Genomic DNA, 23,965 nt, shown 5'->3' with positions numbered 1-23,965 from the left:
AGCTGCCTGAAAACAAGATAATCGTACCTTTGTTTTCAGGCAGTTTTTTTGTCTGCCATTTTGTTATTAAAATTGTACCCAAATTTAATAACAAAATTAAATCTTTAAATTAGGTACTCTGTACTTTTCATTTCAGTAAATATGAGTTTAGTTAAATTATCGATAAAAGGAATTTCATACAGCCAAACACAAAATGGAGCTTACGCTCTTATTTTGAACGAAGTTGATGGCGACAGAAAACTACCAATTGTCATCGGTGCTTTTGAAGCACAATCTATAGCAATCGCCTTAGAGAAAGAAATTAAACCCCCTCGTCCGTTGACGCATGATCTATTCAAAAACTTTGCAGAACGTTTTGATATTACTGTAAAACAAGTCATCATACATAAGCTTGTTGATGGTGTATTTTACTCGAGTATTATTTGCGAAAGAGACAAAATTGAAGAAATAATAGATGCACGCACCTCTGATGCAATTGCATTGGCATTGCGATTTAACGCACCAATTTTTACTTATAAAAACATCCTGGATAAAGCCGGAATCTATCTAAACGCAAATCCACAAGAGGCCGACAAAGACTCGCAGGAAATAGATGATATTCTTTCAAACCCCGAAACTTTTGGCAATGAGCAAGAAAGCAATCAGTCTGGTCGCATTTACATGAAGCATAGCCTTCAAGAATTAAATGAATTACTTGAACAGGCCGTACAGCACGAAGATTATGAAAAAGCAGCTAACATAAGAGACGAAATTTCGAGAAGAGAATCTTAGTTGTATAAACTTTAATTTGGTTGTTTTTGAATTCAACATCCGATTATCTATTATCAAACAAATATTTCAATGAAGCAATATTTAGACTTAGTACAACACGTTATAGACAACGGTTGTCAAAAAGGAGATCGTACTGGAACAGGAACAAAAAGTGTTTTCGGTTATCAGATGCGTTTTGACTTAAGTGAAGGTTTTCCAATGGTAACCACTAAAAAATTGCACTTCAAATCGATTGTTTATGAATTGCTTTGGTTCTTAAAAGGAGATACAAATATTAAATATCTTCAAGAAAACGGAGTAAAAATCTGGGATGCTTGGGCTGATTCCAATGGCGACCTAGGTCCTGTTTATGGACATCAATGGCGCAACTGGAATAGTGAAGAGATCGACCAAATATCAGATTTAATCTCTGAATTAAAAACGAATCCAAACAGTCGCAGAATGCTTGTTTCCGCTTGGAATCCTTCTGTACTTCCAGACACCACAAAATCCTTTGAGGAAAATGTAGCAAGCAATAAAGCGGCATTACCGCCTTGCCATGCATTCTTTCAATTTTATGTAGCCAATGGTAAATTATCCTGTCAATTGTACCAACGCAGTGCTGATATCTTTTTAGGAGTCCCTTTTAATATTGCCTCTTACGCACTTCTTACTATGATGATCGCACAAGTTTGCGATCTGGAAGCAGGTGAATTTATCCATACTTTTGGAGACGCACACATCTACAACAATCATATCGAGCAATTAGAACTTCAATTATCAAGAGAGCCAAAATCATTACCAAAAATGATTTTGAATCCAGCGATAAAAGACCTATTCAAATTTGAATTTGATGATTTCACGCTAGAAGGATACGAACCTCATGCGCTAATTAAAGGAACTGTTGCCGTATAATAGATAAAAAAAGTGCTTTAGAGTTAAACCTCTAAAACACTATTTTCTGCTCCTGCAAATTCGTTCCATTTGAAAGAATCAGCTTCAGATTCATTTACAAAGTCACCGTCTATTACGTACTTAAATTCGTAGGCAGCATCTTTTTCTATGTTAAAAACGCCTTTAAAAGTTCCGTTTTTTAACTTATTTAACGCCCCTTCTTCTGGGCTCCAATTGTTAAAATCTCCTATAACCGCGACTTCATTAGCCTGTTTTGCCTCCACTGAAAAAGTAACCTTACATACTGCTTTTGTCTTTATAAATTGCTTCTTAATCGCCATAACTATTTCATTTTTAATGTTATATAACAAAGTAAACACATTTTAACGAGCTTTGAGCGTAGCTAACAAAGATTTAATAGAATGACCTAAACTGTGTTAAAATTTAGCTGATTATTTAAATATCGATATCTTTAATTTTGTAATATAAAAAAGAAAACGTTTTCATAATAAATATAATATATCTTAAATGATGACTTTCCAAATTAAATTTTATCTTTATAAACAAAAAAGCAACTTATGGAAAGAGAACAACATGAACTATATGAATATGCCAGAAAAAGATTAAAACAAAAAAAAGGGTTGTATTTTCATTTTGTTCTTCTATTTTTAGCTAGCTTATTTTTGTTTGTATCCACCAAAATTTTTAATTTTGGCATAGATTCAAATTGGTACATTTACCTCATTACCGTATGGTTTTTTATTTTTCTTTTACATTTCATCAAAGTGTACATCACCGATCGTTTTATGAATAAAAACTGGGAAAGAGAGCAAATTGATAGACTGGTTTCATTACAAAAAAACAAAATAGCAGAATTACAAGCACACATAACTGAAGACACTTCAATATAAGCACTAGAAACATGATTATAATGATTGCGGCAGCATCAGAAAATAATGCACTTGGAAAAAATAATGAATTGGTTTGGCATTTACCGAATGATTTCAAAAGATTCAAAAGTCTTACCTCAGGACATCATATCATAATGGGAAGAAAAACTTTCGAAAGCTTCCCTAAACCACTACCTAACCGAACTCATATCGTAATAAGCCGTCAAGAAAATTATGCGCCACAAGGTTGTATCGTCGTTAAAAGTATGGCAAAGGCGATCGAAATATGCCCTTTAGGTGAATCAGTATACATTATAGGAGGTGGGGAAATTTATAATTTAGGACTTCCTTTTTCAGACAAAATCGAATTGACACGCGTCCATCACAACTTTGAAGCGGATGCTTTTTTTCCTGAAATAAATCCTCAAGATTGGGAAATAGTAAATTCTGAATTTCAACCAAAGGACGACAAACATCAATTTGATTATACCTATCAGACCTACGTTAGAAAATAAAAAAACACCCTAAAAAAGGGTGTTTTCTCTTTAAAACAATGATCGGGAAAATGACCTACTCTTGAAACAGTATTTGATAACACAATCCAAAAATAACGAATGTTAATAAAACTCCAGAAATGAAGATAATAACATTTGATGTTTTCTGAGCGTACATCTCAAAAAAGCCTTTAATACCAAATACCACGAAGGTACTAAAGACAAAAAAAATTAAAATTTCCAAAAACAAATTTAATCCTAAGAACGTGTGCTGCGCAACAGATACACTACCGTTTTTTACAACAGTACCGTCAAACCCGCATACAAGAACAAGTGATATAACTAGCGCAAAAAGCAACCACCTGCTTTGGATCATTAATTCCCTTTTAATCATTGAAAAATTATTATAATTTTATGCTGTAAACTTCGATATAAAAAAAATTGCATACAATACCCACTTTTAGTGATATTTCAATTTATTCAAAAACCGATCTTTTAAACCTATTCCTTCACAAATTCGAGCTAAAATATACTTATATTTTTTTCGTAGTCTTTTGAAATCTAGATTACAGTTTAAAATAGATTGTATTATATTTGTGAAAATTTAAAAAATGTCAAAAAACATAACTCCCTATAAAAATTCCGATTTAGGCAAGAAAGAACAGGTTGCAAAAATGTTTGATACGATTTCTGGGAATTACGATAATTTAAATCGTGTTATTTCTTTTGGAATTGATATAAAGTGGCGAAAAAAGGTATTAGCGATAGTTGCAAAATCAAATCCAGAGACTATTTTGGATATTGCAACTGGGACCGGTGACTTAGCTATTTTAATGACACAAACCAATGCCAAAAAAATTATTGGGTTAGATATTTCTGCAGGAATGCTCGAAGTAGGCGTTAAAAAAATTGCCGACAAGAAACTGTCAAATACGATAGAAATGGTTTTGGGAGATTCTGAAAACATGCCTTTTGATGATAATTATTTTGACGCAATAACGGTTGCCTTTGGTGTACGTAATTTTGAAACACTTGAAAAAGGATTAAAAGAAATATTACGAGTTTTAAAACCAAATGGCGTTTTTGTGATTTTAGAAACCTCTGTCCCAGATAAAACGCCTTACAAGCAAGGATATAATTTCTACAGTAAAAACATACTACCGATCATTGGTAAACTATTTTCAAAAGATGATGTGGCTTATGGCTATTTGTCAGAATCAGCGGCAGCATTTCCTTACGGAGAAGCTTTAAACAATATATTAAGAAAAATCGGGTTTATAGATGTGATAGCCCTACCACAAACATTTGGGGTAGCTACTATTTATTCGGCATCTAAAAACTAATACGGAAATACATTCAGCCCAAACATGAAAAAATTTATTGTCTTACTTTTACTCGTTTTATCCATTAAAGGAAACTCACAGTTTAAAAAAAGCATGTTTGCTAAAGACCCTATAATTAATTTAGAAAATTTTCAAAAATCTAGAGTCTATTATGGCTTTTATTTAGGATTCAACTCCTTTGATTTCAAAATCGACTACAGAACTGTCGGGCCAGACGTACTTGTAAAAAAAACGACAGGATTTAACGTGGGAATTGTAGGCGATTTGAAACTTCAAGAATATATAAATTTGCGATTTGAACCTGGTTTATATTATACCCAAAGAGACCTTTACTTTCCTGGATTTACCAGAAAAACAGATATTTTAAGAGAAGTAAGCAGTACCTATATTCATTTCCCATTATTATTAAAATTTTCTTCCTTAAGGACAGGTAACATTCGTCCATATCTTGTGGGAGGAGTTTCTGCTACTTTAAATTTGTCGAGCAATTCAAAATCAATTGACGATAATTACGAACAAAAATTCAGAGTAAAACCCTGGACTACAAATTACGAAGTAGGTTTTGGAATTGATCTTTTCTCTGAATATTTCATATTCTCCCCTTCTATAAGAGGTGTTTTTGGAATTAATGATGAGTTGATACGGGATAACAATCCTAACAGCCCTTGGACCGGAAACATTCAATCTCTAAAAACGAGAGCCGTATTGATTAATTTCACCTTTCATTAAAGAGTTTAAACTCTACCTCCTAAATTCACTTAGTACAATGGCTGTGGCAGTTGCTACATTTAAACTTTCTGTTTTTTGGATTTCTCCAAAACGAGGTATCGATATCCTGTTTTTTATCATTTTTTCAAGCTCCTTTGAAATACCATTTGCTTCATTCCCCATGACAACAATACCTTCCAGCGGCAATGTAGTCTTGTAAATGTTCACCCCATCCATAAAAGTACCATAAACTGGTAAATGAGTAGCGGAAATAAAAGAATTCAAATCAACATAACTTACATTAACTCTTGCGATGGAACCCATCGTTGCCTGAACCACTTTTGGGTTGTATAAATCTACTGTCTCTTTTGAACACACAATTTCTTTAATACCAAACCAATCACACAATCTCAATATCGTCCCTAAGTTACCCGGATCGCGTATAGAGTCTAAAGCAATCATTAATCCTGACTCCTCCATTATTTTCTCGTTGGGTATTTTAAATACTGCCAAACAAGTATTTGCTGTTGCTAATGCACTGATTTTTTTCAAATCTGCATCGTGAATCAATGATTTTTTTGATGCCACTACAGCCTCAAAATCGTTTTGAGTGGAATACAAATGTTCCAATTCGAAATTTGAATCTAGCAGTTCCTGAATTACTTTTACGCCTTCGGCAAAAAATAATTTATTGATGGTTCTATATTTTTTTTGCTGTAAACTCGTTATAAGCTTTATTTGGTTTTTACTAACCATAAAATAATGTACTTTTGAATTAAATATTTTATAACACTTGAAGAAGATTTCTACAAAAATAGCAGCATTTATTCTAATTGCAATATTTATTTGCGCCTGTAATGTCGTAAAAAGAGTTCCTGACGGAAAACAACTCCTTACTAAAAACCAAATTATAGTAAACGAGAAAGCGACAACGGCCGAAAATGTCTTTAATCAGTTGTATCAAAAACCAAATAGCACTTTGTTATTAGGTTTTCGTCTGCGTTTGCATTTGTACAATTTGGCTAATCTGAATCCAGATTCAACCTACCAAGCGAAATTTAGAAATCATCCCGGAAAATATGAGAGAAAATCAAAATGGCTTTCAGCAAAACAAGTAGATAAGCTTGGGAAATCTTTTTGGTATCATGGGATTCATGATTTTCTTGAAAAAACAGGAGAAGCTCCAGTGCTAATTGACAGTAGCAAAACTGAAAAATCTATTTTGCGATTAAAGTATTATTATTTCAATAATGGTTTTTTTAATGTAAATGCAACTTATAAAGTAGATACAATAAGCTTAAAAAAGGCGAAAATAAAATATGCGATTAGTACCGGAAAACCATACATGCTGGATACTATACAAACAGCCATTGCTACGCCAGTATTAGATTCCTTGTATGAAACAATCAAATCCAAGTCAGTCATTAAATCGGGTAATCAATACAAAACAATCGATTTTGACGAGGAGAAAAACCGTATTACTACCCATTTTAGAAATAATGGCGCCTACTATTTTCAGCCTACCTATATCAATTTCGACATCGACACCATTCAAAAAGGAGATAAAGCTAATGTAAATGTAATCATCAATAATTATTCCTTTCAGGATAAGGATTCTACCAGAACCGAGCCCTTCAAACTATATAAAATAAGCGATGTAAACATCTATACGGACTATTCCCCTAACAACAGTAATTTAAAAATTACAGATAGCACCACGTTTAAAAATTTTAATTTATACAGCCAAAAAAAATTAAAATACAAGCCGTATGCAATAACAGATGCCATATTTATCACTAAAGGAGGCCTTTTTGCAGATAACAAAACAGTTTTAACCACACGTTATCTAAATAACCTTAAAATATTCAATTATCCGAGTGTACAATATGAAATTGATACTAGAGACACTACTTACAGTTCGTTGATTGCCAAAATATACCTGACACCAAGAAAAAAATACAGTTTTGGAGCCTCTTTTGACGTAACACATTCTAATATTCAAGATATTGGAATCGCATTTAGTCCATCACTATCAATACGAAATGTCTTTAATGGTGCTGAAACACTGGAACTTTCAGGTCGTGCAAACATTGGTTCATCCAAAGATTTAGCTAATCCAAACAATCAATTTTTTAATGTTTCAGAATATGGAGTGGACTTAAAATTAAACGTCCCAAGGATTTTCATGCCTTTCTCTACCGAAAAAATAATTAAAAAAAGTATGATTCCTTCTACGCTAATGGCTATTGGATTTTCTAGACAAACAAACATTGGATTAGACAAAGAAAATCTAACTGGAGCCTTTACCTATAATTGGACGCCCAAGAAAAACAACACTGCTCGTTTTGACCTTTTCAACGCCCAATTTGTCCAAAATCTGAATCCCCAAAACTACTTTAATGTGTACGGTTCCTCCTATAAAGCTTTGAATGAAATTGGTAAAACCTACAATACAAAACCAAGCTATTTTAATAACGATGAGGATCGCGATTTAATAATAGAAAATGGGACATCGGGATTTATTAACGACGTATTATCAGATAATACTGGATTGACTCTTTCAGCTAGAGATTATGCCGCTGTAAAAAGTATTGAAGAAAGAAGACTAAGACTGACTGAAAATGACTTTATTTTAGCCACCAGTTACACGTTTACAAAAACCACCAAGACCGATTTACTAGATAATACTTTTTATCTCTTCAAAACAAAAATTGAATCTGCTGGAACATTATTAACTTTAATTTCAAATACGACAAATCAAGTTGAAAATAAAAACGGCAATTTTGAACTCTTTAATATAGAGTACTCAGAATATATTAAAACCGAATTCGACTATATTAAGCACTGGGATTTAACCAAAGAAAAGGTGTTTGCAGTCAGAACTTTCTTTGGTATAGCAATTCCTTTTGGAAATTCTAATTACGTTCCGTTTTCCAGAAGTTACTTTTCTGGGGGTTCAAATGACAACAGAGCTTGGCAACCTTATAGTTTAGGACCTGGACGTAGTGGAGCAAAAGACGATTTTAACGAAGCAAATATGAAAATTGCATTGAGTAGTGAATTCCGATTTAAACTTTTAGGAGATTTAAAAGGAGCTCTTTTTGCTGATGCAGGTAACATTTGGAATGTTTACGACAACGTGATTGATGAGAAGTCAACTTTCAGTGGTTTTAAAAGTCTAAAGGACATCGCATTAGGAACTGGATTCGGATTAAGATATGATTTAAACTTTTTTGTTATCCGATTTGATTTCGGATTTAAAACCTATAATCCTGCCAACGAACCTGGCAAAAAATGGTTTAGAGAATACAATTTAGGACACTCTGTTTTAAATTTTGGAATAAATTACCCCTTCTAATGCTATTTAATTCTTATTTTTGCAGTCTTGAACTAAAAACAAAAAAACCAACTAAAAAAAATTAAAATGGGACATAACATCAAACCGGGCGTAGCTACAGGAGATCAAGTACAGGAAATTTTCAATTATGCAAAAGAAAAAGGCTTTGCTCTACCTGCAGTAAATGTTACTGGTTCTAACACCATAAATGGAGTTCTTGAGACTGCTGCAAAATTAAACGCACCTGTTATCATACAATTTTCTAACGGAGGAGCGCAATTTAACGCTGGTAAAGGACTTTCTAATACTAATGAAAAAGCAGCTATCGCTGGAGGTATTGCGGGCGCAAAACACATCCATACTTTAGCAGAAGCATACGGAGCTACAGTAATTTTACATACTGACCACTGTGCTAAAAAATTATTACCTTGGATTGACGGATTATTAGATGCTTCTGAAGAACATTTTGCTGCAACTGGTAAACCATTATTTAGCTCACATATGATTGACTTGTCTGAAGAGCCAATCGAAGAGAATATTGAAATTTGCAAAGGATACTTAGCTAGAATGAGCAAAATGGGAATGACTCTTGAAATCGAACTTGGAATCACAGGTGGAGAAGAAGATGGTGTTGACAACTCAGATGTAGACAGTTCTAAATTATACACTCAGCCAGAAGAAGTAGCTTATGCTTACGAAGAATTATCTAAAATAAGCCCAAGATTTACTATTGCTGCTGCTTTTGGAAACGTACATGGCGTTTACAAACCAGGTAATGTAAAATTGACTCCGAAAATTTTGAAAAACTCTCAAGATTTCGTTCAAAAGAAATTCAACACAGGAAACAATCCAGTTGATTTTGTTTTCCATGGTGGTTCAGGTTCTACTCTAGAAGAAATCAGAGAAGGAATTAGCTACGGAGTGATAAAAATGAACATCGATACTGACTTACAATTTGCCTTTACTGAAGGTGGACGTGATTATATGGTTAAAAACATTGACTATTTGAAAACTCAAATTGGCAACCCAGAAGGTGCTGATGTTCCAAATAAAAAACATTACGACCCAAGAAAATGGTTGCGTGAAAGCGAAATGACTTTCAACGCAAGACTAGAGCAAGCATTTGCCGACTTGAACAACGTGAATACACTTTAAAAATAGTATTCAGTGTTCCGTTTTTAGTATTCAGTTAGCAAACTGATTATTAAACACTAAAAGCTGAACACTGAATATTTGATTACTGAACACTGAATACTAGAAAAATGGCTTGGTTTAAAAGAAAAGAAAAAGGAATTACAACTGCGACTGAAGACAAAATGGATGTTCCAAAAGGTCTCTGGTACAAATCTCCTACAGGAAAAATTATTGATGCCGACGAGTTGGAACGCAATTTATTTGTAAGTCCAGAAGATGGTTTTCATGTTAGAATTGGTAGTGCAACCTATTTTGAAATCTTATTTGACAACAATGAATTTGTTGAATTAGATAAAAACTTAACGTCTAAAGACCCTTTGCACTTTGTTGACACAAAGAAATATGCAGACCGACTTAAAGATGTTATGGAGAAAACCAAACTTAAAGACGCGGTGCGTACTGGAGTTGGAAAATCCAAAGGTAAAGATGTAGTGATTTGTTGTATGGATTTTGCCTTTATTGGTGGATCAATGGGAGCTGTTGTAGGTGAAAAAATCTCAAGAGGAATTGATCACGCGATTAAAAACAAACTTCCATTTATCATGATATCAAAATCTGGTGGTGCAAGAATGATGGAAGCAGCCTATTCTTTGATGCAATTAGCAAAAACATCCGTTAAACTAGCACAACTCGCTGAAGCAAACCTACCTTATATCTCTCTATGCACTGACCCAACTACAGGTGGAACTACAGCATCTTATGCCATGTTAGGAGATATTAATATCTCTGAGCCAGGCGCATTAATAGGATTCGCTGGACCTAGAGTTGTAAGAGACACTACGGGTAAAGATTTACCTGAAGGTTTCCAAACTGCTGAGTTTCTTTTAGAACATGGTTTCCTAGACTTTATTACAGCTAGAAAAGAATTAAAAAACAAGATTAACTTGTATATCGATTTGATTCAAAATAATGATATTAGATAGTTTTAAAACTACCTATACCAAAAAATCCCAAGAAGCACTTCTTGGGATTTTTTTTGTACCTAACTTGCCTAAAACTTATACCAGTACTATTTATAAAACAGTCCAATTGTCAGTTCGAGCGGAGTCGAGAACCACTATTGCATCTCGACTCCGCTCGATGTGCCAAAAATTAGTTTGGACTATATTGTACTTGTTTTTGGCATTAATTCTTTTCTTGAAGCAGAGTGATTCTCATTTTCAAGAGACATCCCTCCTGCTCTACGCTATATCTTTTATCTTGTCTCGTTCTAAAAACGAGACAAGATAAAAGGATGTCGCTGCGATCAGGGCTACTAAGAAAATTGTAGTTTTCATAATTATGTTTCTTAAAATCCCCACGCTAGGCGCAATCACGCAGCTAGGGCAATAAAGTAGACAAAAGCAATGCTGAAACAAAACTTCGTTTGGTATTACATCCCCGTTCTAATCGCTTCAACAGGGTCTAATTTTGAAGCAGTAATCGCAGGCAATATTCCTGAAATCAAACCAATTAATCCTGCTAATAATGTCCCTAAAAGTATATTTCCCATCCCTAAAACAAATTCAAAATCTAATACATTAGTCAATACCAATGCAATAATCCAGACTAAAAACAATCCAATCACACCCCCAATAACAGACAATATAACTGCTTCGAATAAAAATTGAAACAAGATAAAACGATTTTTAGCCCCTAATGATTTTTGAATTCCTATTAGATTCGTGCGCTCTTTTACGGAAACAAACATAATATTAGCAATACCAAATCCTCCCACTAAAAGCGAAAATCCGCTAATCATCCATCCCCCAAATTTCATATTTAAGATTATCCCATCAATTAAATCCGTAAACCCAGAGATTACATTGATGAAAAAGTTATCAATCTCACCCGCTTTCACCCCTCTATAACCTCTAAGTTTTTGCGAAATTTCAGCCTTATATGCCGCCATATCAACTCCTTTATTGGGTTTAAAAACAATAACATTTACTAACGATTCATTATTATCTCCATACAACTGTCTAAGAAAATTAACTGGGATGTATGCCGAAGTGTCATCACTGTCCCCAAACAATTCAGCGCCTTTTTTCTTTAGCACGCCAATTACATTAAAACGTTGACCATATACTCTGACGTTTTTACCAATTGGCTCTAATTCATTAAAAAGTGATTTTGCAATTTCACTCCCTAAAACAATAACTTTCGAACCTGAATTTGCTTCCGACTCATTATAAAACCTTCCTTTATCAAATTCCAATCCTTGAATATCTATAAATTCATAGGAAACCGGCACCATATTAACATCACTGACTGTATTTGAATCGTATTTTAGGGATTCTCTTTTAGTGAAAATTTGATAACCCAATTGATCCGTATTGGTCATCGCCCCTTTCATATAAGTGTATTCATCATACTTAATATTAGGGAACTGCTCTCTTTTCCATTTCGGAATCTCAGAAGGCCCAAAAGAAAATTTCATTAAATAAATAGTATTTTTATCTAAACCACTTAAATCCTTTGAGATCTTTCTGTCCAATGAATCTACGGCGGCAAGGACGGCTATAATTGAGAATATCCCAATAGTCACTCCCAATAAAGAAAGTAACGTTCGCAACATATTACTTCGCAACGCATTTATTGCAAAAGCAAAGCTTTCTTTCAATAATCGGAGATATACTAGCATAAAATCTTTTTTGTGTTATCGTAAAAATCCGAAAATATTATTCAAAAACCAAATAATAAACGGCACTACAAGTTGGTATGATCTTTTAAGATAATGTTACAACACTTCATATAAATTTATAATCAAAAAATAACTATTTTTGCACTTTATAACTATAACTACATAATGAATACAACTAAAACGATTCAATCAGCATTAATTTCAGTATTTTCAAAAGAAGGTTTAGAACCCATAGTTAGAAAATTACATTCTCAAAATGTTATTTTATATTCTACAGGTGGAACTGAAGATTTTATAAAAAACTTAGGTATTCCAGTAGTACCTGTAGAAGATGTTACTTCTTACCCTTCGATCCTAGGCGGAAGAGTTAAGACATTACACCCGAAAGTTTTTGGAGGTATCTTAAATCGTCAAGATAACGAAAGTGATGTTCAACAAATGGAGGAATTTAATATTCCCCAAATCGATTTAGTAATTGTTGATTTGTACCCTTTTGAAAAAACAGTTGCTTCTGGAGCTAGTGAAAGTGATATTATTGAAAAAATAGATATCGGCGGAATTTCTTTAATTCGTGCTGCTGCAAAAAATTTCAAGGATACCGTTATTGTTGCTTCAGTAGATCAATATAATTTGCTTTTGGATTTGATAACAGATCAAAATGGCGCAACAACCCTTGCAGACAGAAAACTATTGGCAACAAGAGCTTTTCATGTTTCTTCCCATTATGATACTGCTATTTTTAACTATTTTAATACTGATGAAACTATTTTTAAAGCAAGTATTGCAGATGGTCAAATATTAAGATATGGAGAAAACCCGCATCAAAAAGGATTCTTCTTTGGTGATTTTGACGCCATGTTTAATAAATTACACGGCAAAGAATTATCATACAATAATTTACTAGACGTTGATGCAGCTGTAACTTTGATTAGTGAGTTCAAAACTGACGACGCTACTTTTGCCATATTAAAACACAATAATGCATGTGGTCTAGCCACAAGAAAAACGATAAGTGATGCTTATAACGTTGCTTTAGCATGCGACCCAACATCCGCTTTTGGAGGTGTATTAATTGCAAACACAAAAATCGATGTTGCTACAGCAACTGAAATAAATAAATTATTTTGTGAAGTAGTTATTGCTCCAAATTATGATGCTGACGCTATTACACTTTTGCAAGAAAAGAAAAACAGAATTATATTAGTTCAAAACGAAGTAGAATTACCTCAGAAACAAGTTAGATCTTGCTTAAACGGACTTTTAATTCAAGAAAGAAATAATATTACAGACAATAAAAAAGATCTAAAAACCGTTACTATAACCACTCCTACAGAACAGGAAATTCAAGATTTAATTTTTGCTTCCAAAATTTGTAAAAACACGAAGTCTAACACTATTGTTTTTGCAAAAAACGGAACACTAATTTCATCTGGTACCGGACAAACTTCAAGAGTTGATGCTTTACTTCAAGCAATTGAAAAAGCGAAAACTTTTGGTTTTGATTTAAACGGAGCTGTCATGGCTAGTGATGCTTTTTTCCCTTTCCCAGATTGCGTGGCGATTGCAAAAGACGCCGGCATAACAGCTGTTATTCAGCCAGGAGGATCCATAAAAGATCAATTAAGCATAGACTATTGTAATGAGAACAAACTTGCAATGGTATTTACAGGAACACGTCATTTTAAGCATTAATTTGTCTAACTTTGTACGCTCCTAATTTTTAACTTTTTAAACCCCTGAAAAACTTATGGGATTTTTTGATTTCATGACCGAGGATATTGCGATAGACCTTGGTACCGCTAACACTTTAATCATACATAATGATAAAGTCGTAATTGACAGCCCATCAATAGTTGCTAGAGACAGGATCTCGGGTAAAATCATTGCTGTTGGTAAAGAAGCCAACTTGATGCAGGGTAAGACACATGAAAACATTAAAACAATAAGGCCTTTGAAAGACGGTGTAATTGCTGATTTTGATGCTTCAGAAAAAATGATAAGTATGTTTATAAAGAGCATACCTGCATTAAAAAAAAGAATGTTCACTCCTGCTCTACGAATGGTTGTATGTATTCCCTCTGGAATTACTGAGGTCGAAATGAGAGCGGTGAAAGAATCGTGTGAAAGAGTAAATGGCAAAGAAGTCTATTTAATTCATGAACCTATGGCTGCAGCAATTGGTATCGGTATCGATATTATGCAACCTAAAGGTAATATGATTGTTGATATAGGTGGAGGTACGACTGAAATCGCAGTAATTGCACTTGGTGGAATTGTATGTGATAAATCAGTAAAAATTGCTGGAGACGTTTTTACAAATGACATCGTATATTATATGCGTACGCAACACAATCTATTTGTTGGAGAAAGCACAGCTGAAAAAATAAAAATACAAATAGGAGCCGCTATCGAAGACTTAGAAACTCCTCCAGAAGACATGTCTGTTCAAGGAAGAGATTTACTTACCGGTAAACCAAAACAAGTAGAGGTTTCTTATAGAGAAATCGCTAAAGCGTTAGACAAATCGATTCAAAGAATTGAGGATGCGGTTATGGAAACTTTATCTCAAACTCCTCCAGAATTAGCAGCAGACATCTACAATACTGGGATTTACCTTGCTGGTGGTGGTTCTATGTTGCGTGGATTAGACAAAAGAATTTCTCAAAAAACAGATCTACCTGTTTACATTGCAGAAGATCCATTGAGAGCAGTAGTTCGAGGAACAGGTATGGCACTTAAAAACATTAGTAAATTCAAAAGTATCTTAATAAAATAAGTTTTTAAAGAATTCCGTTTAGAAGCAAATCCTGAAACAAAATAATTATACAAGAGAATGCAGCAAATATTTAATTTTATATTCAGAAACAGTACTAGAATACTGTTTTTGCTGTTATTGTGCATTTCGTTTTTGCTTACTATACAAGCTCACTCTTACCATAGAAGTAAAATAATAAGCTCCGCTAACTATTTAAGTGGCGGCGTGTATGAAAACATCAACAATGTAAGTGAGTATTTGAATTTAAAAACCCAAAATGATGCTTTGGCAATTGAAAACGCCAGACTAAAAAGTATTTTGTTTGCTACTACCGACTCTATTTCGATTACAAAATTAGAAAAAACAAAGGAAAATCAACCTTACGATATTGTGGTTTCAAAAGTGATTCATAACTCTTACAATGTTCATGAAAACTACCTAACCCTAAATTCTGGCGATTTACAAGGCGTGAAATCTGATATGGGAGTGATTAATAATTTAGGATTGGTAGGAATCATAGACAATACTTCTCCAAAATATTCCACTGTTATCAGCATTTTGAATGTCAAATCTCGAATAAATGCCAAAATAAAAAAATCAAATCATTTTGGTTCTTTAATATGGGACGGTAAAAGTACTGGTTTCGTTCAATTGATAGATGTACCAAGATTAGCAGCTATTAGAAAAGGGGATACTATCGTAACCGGAGGACAATCTGTTATTTTTCCCGAAAACATCAACATTGGAACAATTGACAAAGTAGAAATCGATGACCAAACCCATTATTATACAATAACTGTTAAGCTATTTAACGACATGACTAATTTAGGTCACGTATACATTATAAAAAGTAACAATAGAGAAGAACTAAATAATCTAGAAAAAACAACGAAAAATGAATAGCACATTGTTAGTCAACATTTCTCGATTTATTTTATTATTGGCCGTACAGATTGTTATTTTTAACAATATGAATTTTTTAGGTTTTATAATGCCACTTCCGTATATGTTGTTCATTGTTTTATATCCTGTTAACGGAAACAGAGCAGCGCTTTTACTAGCTAGTTTTTTGTTAGGGCTCACAATGGATGTGTTTTCTAATTCAGGAGGAGTACATGCTGCCGCCTGTTTGACTCTAGCATACCTCAGACCTTCTATATTTAAATTTTCGTTTGGGATTAGTTACGAATACCAAACCATAAAATTAAATGATGTTTTAACCCCTGAACGATTTTCTTTTATATTAATTTCAGTAGTAATTCATCATTTTACGCTATTCATATTAGAAGCGTTCCAGGTCAGTTTCTTCTGGGATATATTAATCCGAACATTATTAAGTACTGTGTTTACTATCATTAGCTGTATCATAATAATATACCTAATCAAGCCAAACAAAAGATGAGAAAATTTCTGATGCCTTCCTTAATTATCGTTGGAGCATTGTTGCTGCTGATTCGGATATTTTATTTGCAGGTGATCAATGACAGCTTCAAATTAAAATCAGATAATAACGCCATTAAAATAAAATATGACTATCCCGAAAGAGGTTATATTTTTGATCGATATGGAAAGTTGCTAGTATCAAACCAAGCATCTTACGACATCATGGTAATTCCAAGAGAGTTAAAAAACATTGACACGCTGGAGTTTTGCCAATTATTAAATATCACTAAGGAGGATTTTATCGAAAAAATAGCGAAAGCTAAAGTATACAGCCCACGACTTCCTTCGGTGTTTTTACCTCAATTAAATAAGAGTGAGTTTGCAGCATTCCAAGAAAAATTAAGGAAATTTGAGGGCTTTTACTTTCAAAAACGTTCTCTTCGTGACTACGAAGTAGATTTTGGAGCCAATGTTTTTGGAGGTATCACTCAAGTCAACGAACAATTAATTGCTAAAAATCCTTACTATAATAGTGGTGATTTAATAGGAACACAAGGAGTTGAGGAAAGTTACGAGGAAATTTTGAGAGGAATAAAAGGGGTTAAATATTTTCAAAAAGACAAATACAATAGAGAAATAGGTTCCTATAAAGACGGGAAATACGACACTATCGCTGTACAAGGAGAAGATATAAATCTTACTCTTGATGCTGAACTACAAAAGTACGGTCAGCAGTTAATGATTAACAAAAGAGGAGGAATTGTAGCTATCGAACCTAAAACTGGTGAAATTTTAGCTCTTGTCACCGCACCATCTTACGATCCGTCGATTTTAGTTGGGAGACAACGCTCTAAAAACTATACCTTATTGTATTATGATTCTATAGCAAAACCACTTTACGATAGAGGGCTTTTGGCAGAATATCCCCCAGGCTCCCCATTTAAGATATTAACAGGATTGATTGGGCTGCAAGAAGGAGTGGTCGACGAACAAACTACTTTTATGTGTCATCATGGTTTTAGTTACGGAAGAGGGCGCTTTATGAAATGTCACAGTCATCCCCCTAGTCAACAGTTAAATAACGGAATTTACAATTCTTGTAATACTTATTTTGCTAACGTCTACATGAGAACTATCAATAAATATGCGAAGCCATCGGTTGCTGTGGACGTCTGGAGCAATCATGTGAAAAGTTTTGGTCTTGGCCAATTTATGGGTTACGATTTACCAACAGGAAAAAGAGGTAATATTCCGGATTCAAAAACATACAAAAGAATCTATCCTAACGGAGGCTGGAGAAGTACTACCATCATATCAAACTCTATCGGACAAGGAGAAGTTCTTATGACTCCCATTCAATTAGCCAATATGATGGCCACGGTTGCTAATGAAGGTTATTATTACACCCCTCATATCATCAAGAAAATTAAAGGAACAGCAATTGACCCTAAATTCAAGGTAAAACATCAAACAACTATCGACAAAAAATATTTCAAACCTATGATTAGCGGTCTATTTGACGTTTATAATTTAGGTACAGCTCGTGCATTGCGAGTAGAAGGAATCGACATTGCTGGTAAAACGGGTACAGCAGAAAATTTTGCCAAAATTGGAGGAAAAAGAGTAAAACTTGAAGATCATTCCATTTTTGTGGCTTTTGCTCCTAAAGACAACCCCAAAATTGCCATAGCTATACTAGTTGAAAACGGGGGCTATGGAGCTGCAATAGCAGGACCAATCGCCAGCTTAATGATCGAAAAATACCTCAGAAAAAAAATTACAAGAACAGATTTAGAAACTAAAATACTGAACACTAGCTTAAAAGACAGATATGCAAAATTAGGAGGAATGAAGGAAGCAAGTGCCATCGAAACTACCCCTAAGGATTCTATTGGAAATAAAAATGGGATGACCAATTTTTCCCCAATTGATTCTACTAATCAAAATTAAAAAGAGATTCGTTTCAAATGAAAAACCAAAGTATAAAGAAAAATCTTGACTGGACATGTATACTAATTTATAGTGCACTTGTGATAATGGGTTGGTTAAACATCTACTCCTCCTCCTTGTCCTCTATAGAAGACACATACCAGAAACAGCTTATATTTATTATATTGACTATTCCACTAATTTTCATACTACTTACTATTGATGGTAAATTTTATGAAAAATATGCGAGCATCATCTTTGGCGTCTCACTCCTGTCACTAGCAGGACTGTTTTTATTTGGAAAAACAATAGCAGGACAGCGATGCTGGTATGCAATAGGTAGTTTCACATTACAGCCCTCTGAATTCGCTAAAGCAGCAACTTCTTTAGCTTTAGCAAAATTTTTAAGTGACTCACAAATTAATTTAAAAGAAGTAAACCGTCAAATACAAGCATTAGCGATTGTGTTTTTACCCGTTCTTCTTATCTTACCACAGCCAGACCCTGGTAGTGCGCTCATTTATAGTATTTTTATTATTGTTTTATACCGTGAAGGACTCCCTTCTTGGTATGTATGGACCGGTTTTGTTGCTATTGCTTTATTTGTGCTAACATTAGTTTTACAACCACAATACGTGATATTACTATCACTACTAGTGATCTTAATCATACATTTTAAATCAAGATTAGGAGATCGCAATATCGTTTTAAGCAGTATTCTATTTGCGATAATTTCAGGCTTTGTATTGTCTGTTAGTTATGTTTTTCAAAATGTATTTAAACAACACCATAGAGATCGCTTTAATATATTATTAGGTAAAACGGTCGACTTAAAAGGAATTGGATACAATACTAATCAATCAGAAATTGCAATTGGTTCTGGAGGATGGCTAGGAAGAGGTTTCCTTGAAGGAACCCAGACAAAAGGAGGATTTGTACCGGAACAACATACCGACTACATTTTTACCACTGTTGGTGAAGAATGGGGCTTTGCAGGATCTCTTGTGGTAATTGCACTATTTGTAAGCTTATTTCTTAGGGTTATTTATTTGGCCGAAAGGCAAAAAACAAAATTTAGTCGGGTCTATGGATATTGTGTAGCGGGTATATTATTCACCCATTTCTTCGTAAACATCGCAATGGTAGTTGGTGTTTTCCCTACAATTGGAGTTCCGTTACCTTTCTTTTCCTATGGAGGATCCGGACTTTGGGGATTTACTATTTTACTCTTTATATTCCTTAAAATGGACGCCAATAAAGTAAATGAATGGTAGTCTAGCTAAAGAAAACTTGATTCCTAGTTAAAAACCCAACTACTATAATCAGTGTTCTTTTCTAAGTCATTTTCAATTATATCTTCTAGCTTCGGGAAAAAATCAATCCCCGTTAGTTGTTCAATTTTATCCACGGACACTACAAAATTATAGAGTGGCTTTTCGCTTGGTTCATTTGGAACTAGAAAAGCAATCATTCTATAATCACCATTACTCCTTTTTAATACTATTTTGTAGAAAGAATCTGGAACAACCACTTTTTCTTTACAAATTGTTTTAGTCGAATTCTTAAGAATTCCGCCAGTAACTACATAAACACCATCATATCTAACAGCCCAATAGCGCACTTTTTGTTCCAGCCGATTCCAAAACCCTGTATTAAACTCATGATTTTGCGGAGCAATATTAGATGTATAAAAAGTATCATCGTATGCATCTATATCAAACTGCATGTCTCCTGCAGGACAGAGATGCCCTTTATCATATCCAGAATTTTTATAATTCCTCCAGTCAGCAGAAACACTTTTTACTTTTGGATCTTCAATGAAGTAAGGTCTTCTAAAATTACTTTTGGTGACGTACTCTTTCTTTAATTCATAAGCCATCCACTCTGCCTGCTCCGCTTTTTCGTTATACGAAAGAGTAAAGTACTTGTGCTTGACTATTTCGTTTGAAGAAACTGCTGGTAAATAGTCGAATGCGACATTGAATGTAACTACCGTATTTTTTATTATTAAAGTATCAGTCAATAAATTGTTACTTATTACCTTAGTGCTTTCAAAATCTTTTTTACAAGATGATAAGAGCGACAAACATACTATTGAGAACATTAATAACAGCGCGTACTTCATCTACAAATAATTATTACCCCTTAACATCTAAGGCATCACGCAAAGCATTACCCATCATCATAAACGCTAATGTTATCAACATAATTGCAGTACCGGGCACCATTGCTAAATAGGGCTTACCTAAAATAATATAACTATAATGGTCTTTTATGATACTCCCCCAACTAGGAATTGGTGGTTGCGCCCCCAAGCCCAAAAAACTAAGCCCGCTTTCCACTAAAATAGCTGAAGCAAAATTGGCGGCTGAAATTACAATTACCGGTGCCATAATATTAGGTAATATATGATTGAATATAATTCGAAAATTACCAAACCCTAAAGCTCTGGCAGCGGTAACATATTGCATTTCCTTCACACTTATCACTTGACCACGCACGACACGCGCCACCTCAACCCACATTGTTAAGCCCACTGCAACAAAAACCTGCCAAAACCCTTTTCCTAGTGCTAAGGTTATCGCTATTACTAAAAGAAGTGTAGGTATCGACCAAATGATATTGACCAACCACATAATTAATGCATCCACTTTACCGCCAAAATACCCGCCTATTGCACCAAAAAAAATTCCTACAATTAGAGAAATTACGACGGCTACAATACCGATAGAAATCGAAACTCTCGAACCGATCAACATCCTGCTAAGCAAATCTCTACCATATTTATCTGTACCCAGATAAAAAGTTCTATTATTAATAAAGTTCTGCTCGACTGATGCAATTGTGTTTTGTCCAGCAAAAGACTTTAGATCAATTTCTTTAATCATTTTTAATGACGGCTCATCATTATACTCAACATACACGATAGTGTTTCCGATGACCTTATAGCTTTCAACAGCGACCTCCGTCACACTATTAGGAAAACCCATAAAATAATTTTTAAAAGTCGTTATTGGTTTTAAATCTAAAGGAATAGACAGCATCGTCACATTAAAACCTGGCGGTTTTGAATGTATGGATAGATGCATTTGATTTGCATTTTCTGAATTATCAGGTGCGAGAACATATGCAAAAATCGAAACGAAAAGTAATATTACGATGAACGCAAAACTGAAAACGCCCCAAAAATTCTTTTTGAATTTATGGAGCGCAATTGCAGTTAATGATTGTGTTGTATTATTCATTTTAAAGAAGTGTACACTTATGATTTAGCTAGTTTCTCTTTTTTTGGATTAGAAGAACCTTCTTTTTTTAAAATAATTTTCGTTTGTAAATCATCTAAAACATTTAATGCTTCCTCCACATAAATATCTTTAGCTAAATTTTCATGCCATCTATCCCTTTTCTCTTTCAATATACTATCCTTACTAGTCTCAATTACTTCAGATGGTAGAGAAACAAACTGTAATGAATTCTTGTATTGCGAAATAGGTTTGTATTTTTTAGCTTTTTCTTCAATTGCATTTTGCGCCATTTTAAATTTTTCTATATTTAAACTGTACGTGTTTTCATTACTTCGGCTATCGATCCATTTAGCATTATCCTCGATTAATTTAAATTGCTCATTATGTGCAATTCTTTCTTTACTATTCAAAACGGCTTTGTTGAAATTAGCTGTTTTATCCCATACCGTATAAGATGCAGCATCAATCTTATCCCAAGGCATAGCATGCTCTACATCTCGTTCTCCCATTTTTAAATAAGCATATCTATCTGGCATAACAATATCACTACTCACCCCTTCTAATTGGGTTGAACCTCCGTTTATTCTATAAAATTTTTGGGTTGTTGTTTTTAATGCCCCTAAATCTCCAACATCACTATTTCGTACAAACTCATTTAGATCGATAACATTTTGTACCGTCCCTTTCCCATATGTTTGTTTGCTACCAATAATAATTCCTCTTTTATAATCCTGGATTGCAGCAGCTAATATTTCTGAAGCTGAGGCCGAGAAACTATTAACCATAATTACTAACGGTCCATCCCATTCAATTTTTTTATCTCTATCGTACAAAACTTCCTTCTTTCTTCCGGCTGATTTGATTTGAACAATAGGACCTTGCTCGATGAACAATCCAGCAATATCAACAACAGTAGATAACGAACCTCCGCCGTCATCTCGAACATCCAGAACAATACCATCTACTTTTGCTCCTTTTAGTCTCTCAACTTCTAAAGCAATATCTTTCCCAGCATCTCTACCTTCTTTATTTTCAAAATCAATATAGAACTTAGGCAAATAAATGACCCCGTATTTCAAGCCATTTTTAGTCACAATGCTAGACTTAGCATAAGTTTCCTCAATCTCTACGATGTCTCTAATTATAGAAATAACTGCAATTGTACCATCCACTTTTTTAACGGTAAGACGAACTTCTGATCCTTTAGGACCCTTAATTTTTTTGACAACATCATCAAGTCGCATTCCTACAACATCAACAGGAGTCGCATTTCCTTGAGCTACCTTCATTACTAAATCCCCTGCTTCGAGCTGTTTTCCTCTCCAAGCCGGACCTCCTGAAATCAATTCAGATATTTCGGTAAAATCATTCTTCTTTTGAAGACGTGCCCCGATACCTTCTAATTTTCCACTAATACTTACATCAAAACGTTCTTTTTCTTCCGGAGCAAAATAATTAGTATGTGGATCAAAACCTGCCGTGATAGAATTTATGTAAACTGAAAACCAATCGTCTCGGTCTAAATCATTCATAAAACCAAAATATTCATCCAAAGATTTTTTAGCACTTTCACGTGTTTCTTTTTCTAATTCAACAAATGTTTTCAGCTTTTCATTATCCTTAGATATGTCACTTTTTACGTCAATGCCTTTACTTTTGTTTTCTTGAATACGCAAACGATCTGTCAAAGATGCAAGCGCAGATAATTTGATTTGCTTTCTCCATCTTTCAGTAAGTTCATTAGTGTTTTTTGCATAAGGCGCTTTGTCATAATCAGTGTCAAAGCTCTCATCAATTGCATAGTCAAAAGGCACAAGCATTATCCCACTATATATTTTTTTACTTTCCTCCATTCTTTTCATCAAGCGATCGTAAGAAAGGTTAAAGAAAGTCAAGTCCCTATTAATTAATGCATCATCTAATTTCAATTCAAATTCTGAAAATTCATCAATATCAGATTGTAAGAAAAAACGTTTTGATGGATCTAGAGCCTCAACATAATCTTTATATATCCCCTTTGAGAACGTATCATCTATAGTCGCTGGATCGTAATGCCATCTTTCAAGTACAAAAGATAATAATTCTAATCGTAATTTGTCTTTATCAGGATTGGCATCAACCCCTGATTTTAAATTAAATGCAAATAATGTCGCCGAAAGAAGAACAATTGCAAGTAATATTTTATAATTTCTTTTCATAAAGTTAAGAATAGTATTCATCCAAATTTTTAAACTAATATACGGTAAAAACTATGCCACCCCCCGCAAGTCCTCCATAAATTTTTGTTAAAGATATAAAATTGTTTTTTTGTTTTGCTTTATTCATCCAAGTTAATAAATTTTGGGAGAATTCAATAACCTAACGCAACAAATGATAAATTTTATCTTTGTTGAATTATGAAAAAAACGTACAAGCGAATT

Annotated in this window: 23 protein-coding genes; 16 read left to right on the top strand and 7 right to left on the bottom strand. The window is 33.9% G+C overall.

The window, feature by feature from the left end; all coding sequences use genetic code 11:
• Window positions 1–141: 141 nt before the first annotated feature.
• Together AC4PRO_RS13220 and AC4PRO_RS13215 are read left to right on the top strand one after the other, a co-directional pair.
• Complete coding sequence (locus AC4PRO_RS13220) at window positions 142–771, top strand: bifunctional nuclease family protein (RefSeq protein WP_074720964.1); 630 nt, start codon at window positions 142–144, stop codon at window positions 769–771.
• A 69-nt stretch (window positions 772–840) separates the two neighbouring features.
• Entirely contained in the window at window positions 841–1,665 is an 825-nt protein-coding gene (locus AC4PRO_RS13215) for a thymidylate synthase (protein ID WP_492117660.1), read from the top strand.
• A 23-nt stretch (window positions 1,666–1,688) separates the two neighbouring features.
• On the opposite strand, the gene AC4PRO_RS13210 is transcribed toward AC4PRO_RS13215, so the two are convergent.
• Complete coding sequence (locus AC4PRO_RS13210; RefSeq protein WP_492117659.1) at window positions 1,689–1,985, bottom strand: isoamylase early set domain-containing protein; 297 nt, start codon at window positions 1,983–1,985, stop codon at window positions 1,689–1,691.
• A 237-nt stretch (window positions 1,986–2,222) separates the two neighbouring features.
• Here AC4PRO_RS13210 and AC4PRO_RS13205 point away from each other — a divergent pair, with 237 nt between their 5' ends.
• Window positions 2,223–2,555, top strand: coding sequence for a 2TM domain-containing protein (locus AC4PRO_RS13205; RefSeq protein WP_074720958.1), 333 nt, complete (start codon window positions 2,223–2,225; stop codon window positions 2,553–2,555).
• Between the two features lie 11 nt (window positions 2,556–2,566).
• Window positions 2,567–3,049, top strand: coding sequence for a dihydrofolate reductase (locus AC4PRO_RS13200; protein ID WP_074720956.1), 483 nt, complete (start codon window positions 2,567–2,569; stop codon window positions 3,047–3,049).
• 55 nt (window positions 3,050–3,104) lie between these two features.
• On the opposite strand, the gene AC4PRO_RS13195 is transcribed toward AC4PRO_RS13200, so the two are convergent.
• A complete protein-coding gene (locus tag AC4PRO_RS13195; protein ID WP_492117658.1) occupies window positions 3,105–3,422 on the bottom strand; it encodes a hypothetical protein in 318 nt (105 codons plus the stop codon).
• Between the two features lie 217 nt (window positions 3,423–3,639).
• Between AC4PRO_RS13195 and ubiE the strand changes: the two genes are divergently transcribed.
• Both ubiE and porT read left to right on the top strand, forming a co-directional pair.
• The gene (ubiE, locus tag AC4PRO_RS13190; protein WP_492117657.1) at window positions 3,640–4,371 is read left to right on the top strand and encodes a bifunctional demethylmenaquinone methyltransferase/2-methoxy-6-polyprenyl-1,4-benzoquinol methylase UbiE; all 732 of its coding nucleotides are present in this window, start codon (window positions 3,640–3,642) and stop codon (window positions 4,369–4,371) included.
• Between the two features lie 24 nt (window positions 4,372–4,395).
• Window positions 4,396–5,100, top strand: coding sequence for a type IX secretion/gliding motility protein PorT/SprT (porT, locus tag AC4PRO_RS13185; RefSeq protein WP_492117656.1), 705 nt, complete (start codon window positions 4,396–4,398; stop codon window positions 5,098–5,100).
• A gap of 12 nt (window positions 5,101–5,112) precedes the next feature.
• Here porT and AC4PRO_RS13180 read toward each other — a convergent pair whose 3' ends face one another.
• Complete coding sequence (locus AC4PRO_RS13180) at window positions 5,113–5,835, bottom strand: RNA methyltransferase (RefSeq protein WP_074720950.1); 723 nt, start codon at window positions 5,833–5,835, stop codon at window positions 5,113–5,115.
• A gap of 37 nt (window positions 5,836–5,872) precedes the next feature.
• Between AC4PRO_RS13180 and tamL the strand changes: the two genes are divergently transcribed.
• From tamL to AC4PRO_RS13160, 4 genes are all read left to right on the top strand, one after another.
• Window positions 5,873–8,437, top strand: a complete 2,565-nt coding sequence (tamL, locus tag AC4PRO_RS13175) for a translocation and assembly module lipoprotein TamL (RefSeq protein WP_492117655.1) — start codon at window positions 5,873–5,875, stop codon at window positions 8,435–8,437.
• 66 nt (window positions 8,438–8,503) lie between these two features.
• The gene (fbaA, locus tag AC4PRO_RS13170) at window positions 8,504–9,571 is read left to right on the top strand and encodes a class II fructose-bisphosphate aldolase (protein ID WP_074720948.1); all 1,068 of its coding nucleotides are present in this window, start codon (window positions 8,504–8,506) and stop codon (window positions 9,569–9,571) included.
• A gap of 107 nt (window positions 9,572–9,678) precedes the next feature.
• Window positions 9,679–10,533: an acetyl-CoA carboxylase, carboxyltransferase subunit beta gene (accD, locus tag AC4PRO_RS13165; RefSeq protein WP_492117654.1), complete on the top strand. Its 855-nt coding sequence runs from the start codon at window positions 9,679–9,681 to the stop codon at window positions 10,531–10,533.
• Window positions 10,520–10,840, top strand: coding sequence for a hypothetical protein (locus tag AC4PRO_RS13160; RefSeq protein ID WP_492117653.1), 321 nt, complete (start codon window positions 10,520–10,522; stop codon window positions 10,838–10,840). The genes accD and AC4PRO_RS13160 overlap by 14 nt, the downstream gene beginning before the upstream one ends.
• A gap of 142 nt (window positions 10,841–10,982) precedes the next feature.
• Here AC4PRO_RS13160 and AC4PRO_RS13155 read toward each other — a convergent pair whose 3' ends face one another.
• Window positions 10,983–12,233 (bottom strand): ABC transporter permease, encoded by a 1,251-nt coding sequence (locus AC4PRO_RS13155; protein ID WP_492117652.1) that lies wholly within the window; start codon window positions 12,231–12,233, stop codon window positions 10,983–10,985.
• 165 nt (window positions 12,234–12,398) lie between these two features.
• Here AC4PRO_RS13155 and purH point away from each other — a divergent pair, with 165 nt between their 5' ends.
• From purH to rodA, 6 genes are read left to right on the top strand one after another with little or no spacing between them, the layout of a single operon-like run.
• Window positions 12,399–13,925, top strand: a complete 1,527-nt coding sequence (gene purH, locus AC4PRO_RS13150) for a bifunctional phosphoribosylaminoimidazolecarboxamide formyltransferase/IMP cyclohydrolase (protein WP_492117651.1) — start codon at window positions 12,399–12,401, stop codon at window positions 13,923–13,925.
• 55 nt (window positions 13,926–13,980) lie between these two features.
• Window positions 13,981–15,009, top strand: a complete 1,029-nt coding sequence (locus tag AC4PRO_RS13145; protein ID WP_074720940.1) for a rod shape-determining protein — start codon at window positions 13,981–13,983, stop codon at window positions 15,007–15,009.
• A gap of 57 nt (window positions 15,010–15,066) precedes the next feature.
• On the top strand, window positions 15,067–15,891 hold the full coding sequence (gene mreC / locus AC4PRO_RS13140; RefSeq protein WP_492117650.1) for a rod shape-determining protein MreC: 825 nt from the start codon (window positions 15,067–15,069) through the stop codon (window positions 15,889–15,891).
• Window positions 15,884–16,390, top strand: coding sequence for a rod shape-determining protein MreD (locus AC4PRO_RS13135; RefSeq protein WP_074720936.1), 507 nt, complete (start codon window positions 15,884–15,886; stop codon window positions 16,388–16,390). Before mreC ends, AC4PRO_RS13135 begins: the two co-directional genes overlap by 8 nt.
• The gene (locus AC4PRO_RS13130) at window positions 16,387–18,321 is read left to right on the top strand and encodes a peptidoglycan D,D-transpeptidase FtsI family protein (RefSeq protein ID WP_492117649.1); all 1,935 of its coding nucleotides are present in this window, start codon (window positions 16,387–16,389) and stop codon (window positions 18,319–18,321) included. Before AC4PRO_RS13135 ends, AC4PRO_RS13130 begins: the two co-directional genes overlap by 4 nt.
• A 17-nt stretch (window positions 18,322–18,338) precedes the next feature.
• Window positions 18,339–19,574, top strand: coding sequence for a rod shape-determining protein RodA (gene rodA, locus AC4PRO_RS13125; protein ID WP_492117648.1), 1,236 nt, complete (start codon window positions 18,339–18,341; stop codon window positions 19,572–19,574).
• Between the two features lie 23 nt (window positions 19,575–19,597).
• Here the strand turns inward: rodA and AC4PRO_RS13120 are convergent, their stop codons facing one another.
• Genes AC4PRO_RS13120 through AC4PRO_RS13110 form a run of 3 tightly spaced genes read right to left on the bottom strand, consistent with a single transcriptional unit; the run spans window position 19,598 to window position 23,764 of the window.
• A complete protein-coding gene (locus tag AC4PRO_RS13120) occupies window positions 19,598–20,425 on the bottom strand; it encodes a DNA/RNA non-specific endonuclease (protein WP_492117647.1) in 828 nt (275 codons plus the stop codon).
• Window positions 20,426–20,438: 13 nt separating this feature from the next.
• Window positions 20,439–21,545 (bottom strand): ABC transporter permease, encoded by a 1,107-nt coding sequence (locus AC4PRO_RS13115; RefSeq protein WP_492117646.1) that lies wholly within the window; start codon window positions 21,543–21,545, stop codon window positions 20,439–20,441.
• Between the two features lie 17 nt (window positions 21,546–21,562).
• Window positions 21,563–23,764, bottom strand: coding sequence for a carboxy terminal-processing peptidase (locus AC4PRO_RS13110; protein ID WP_492117645.1), 2,202 nt, complete (start codon window positions 23,762–23,764; stop codon window positions 21,563–21,565).
• Between the last annotated feature and the right edge of the window lie 201 nt (window positions 23,765–23,965).

It is taken from the genome of Flavobacterium sp. DW-iso2, from assembly GCF_058725285.1.
The sequence above is the reverse complement of the archived record's forward strand: the minus strand, read 5'-3'. Positions and strand labels throughout refer to the sequence as shown.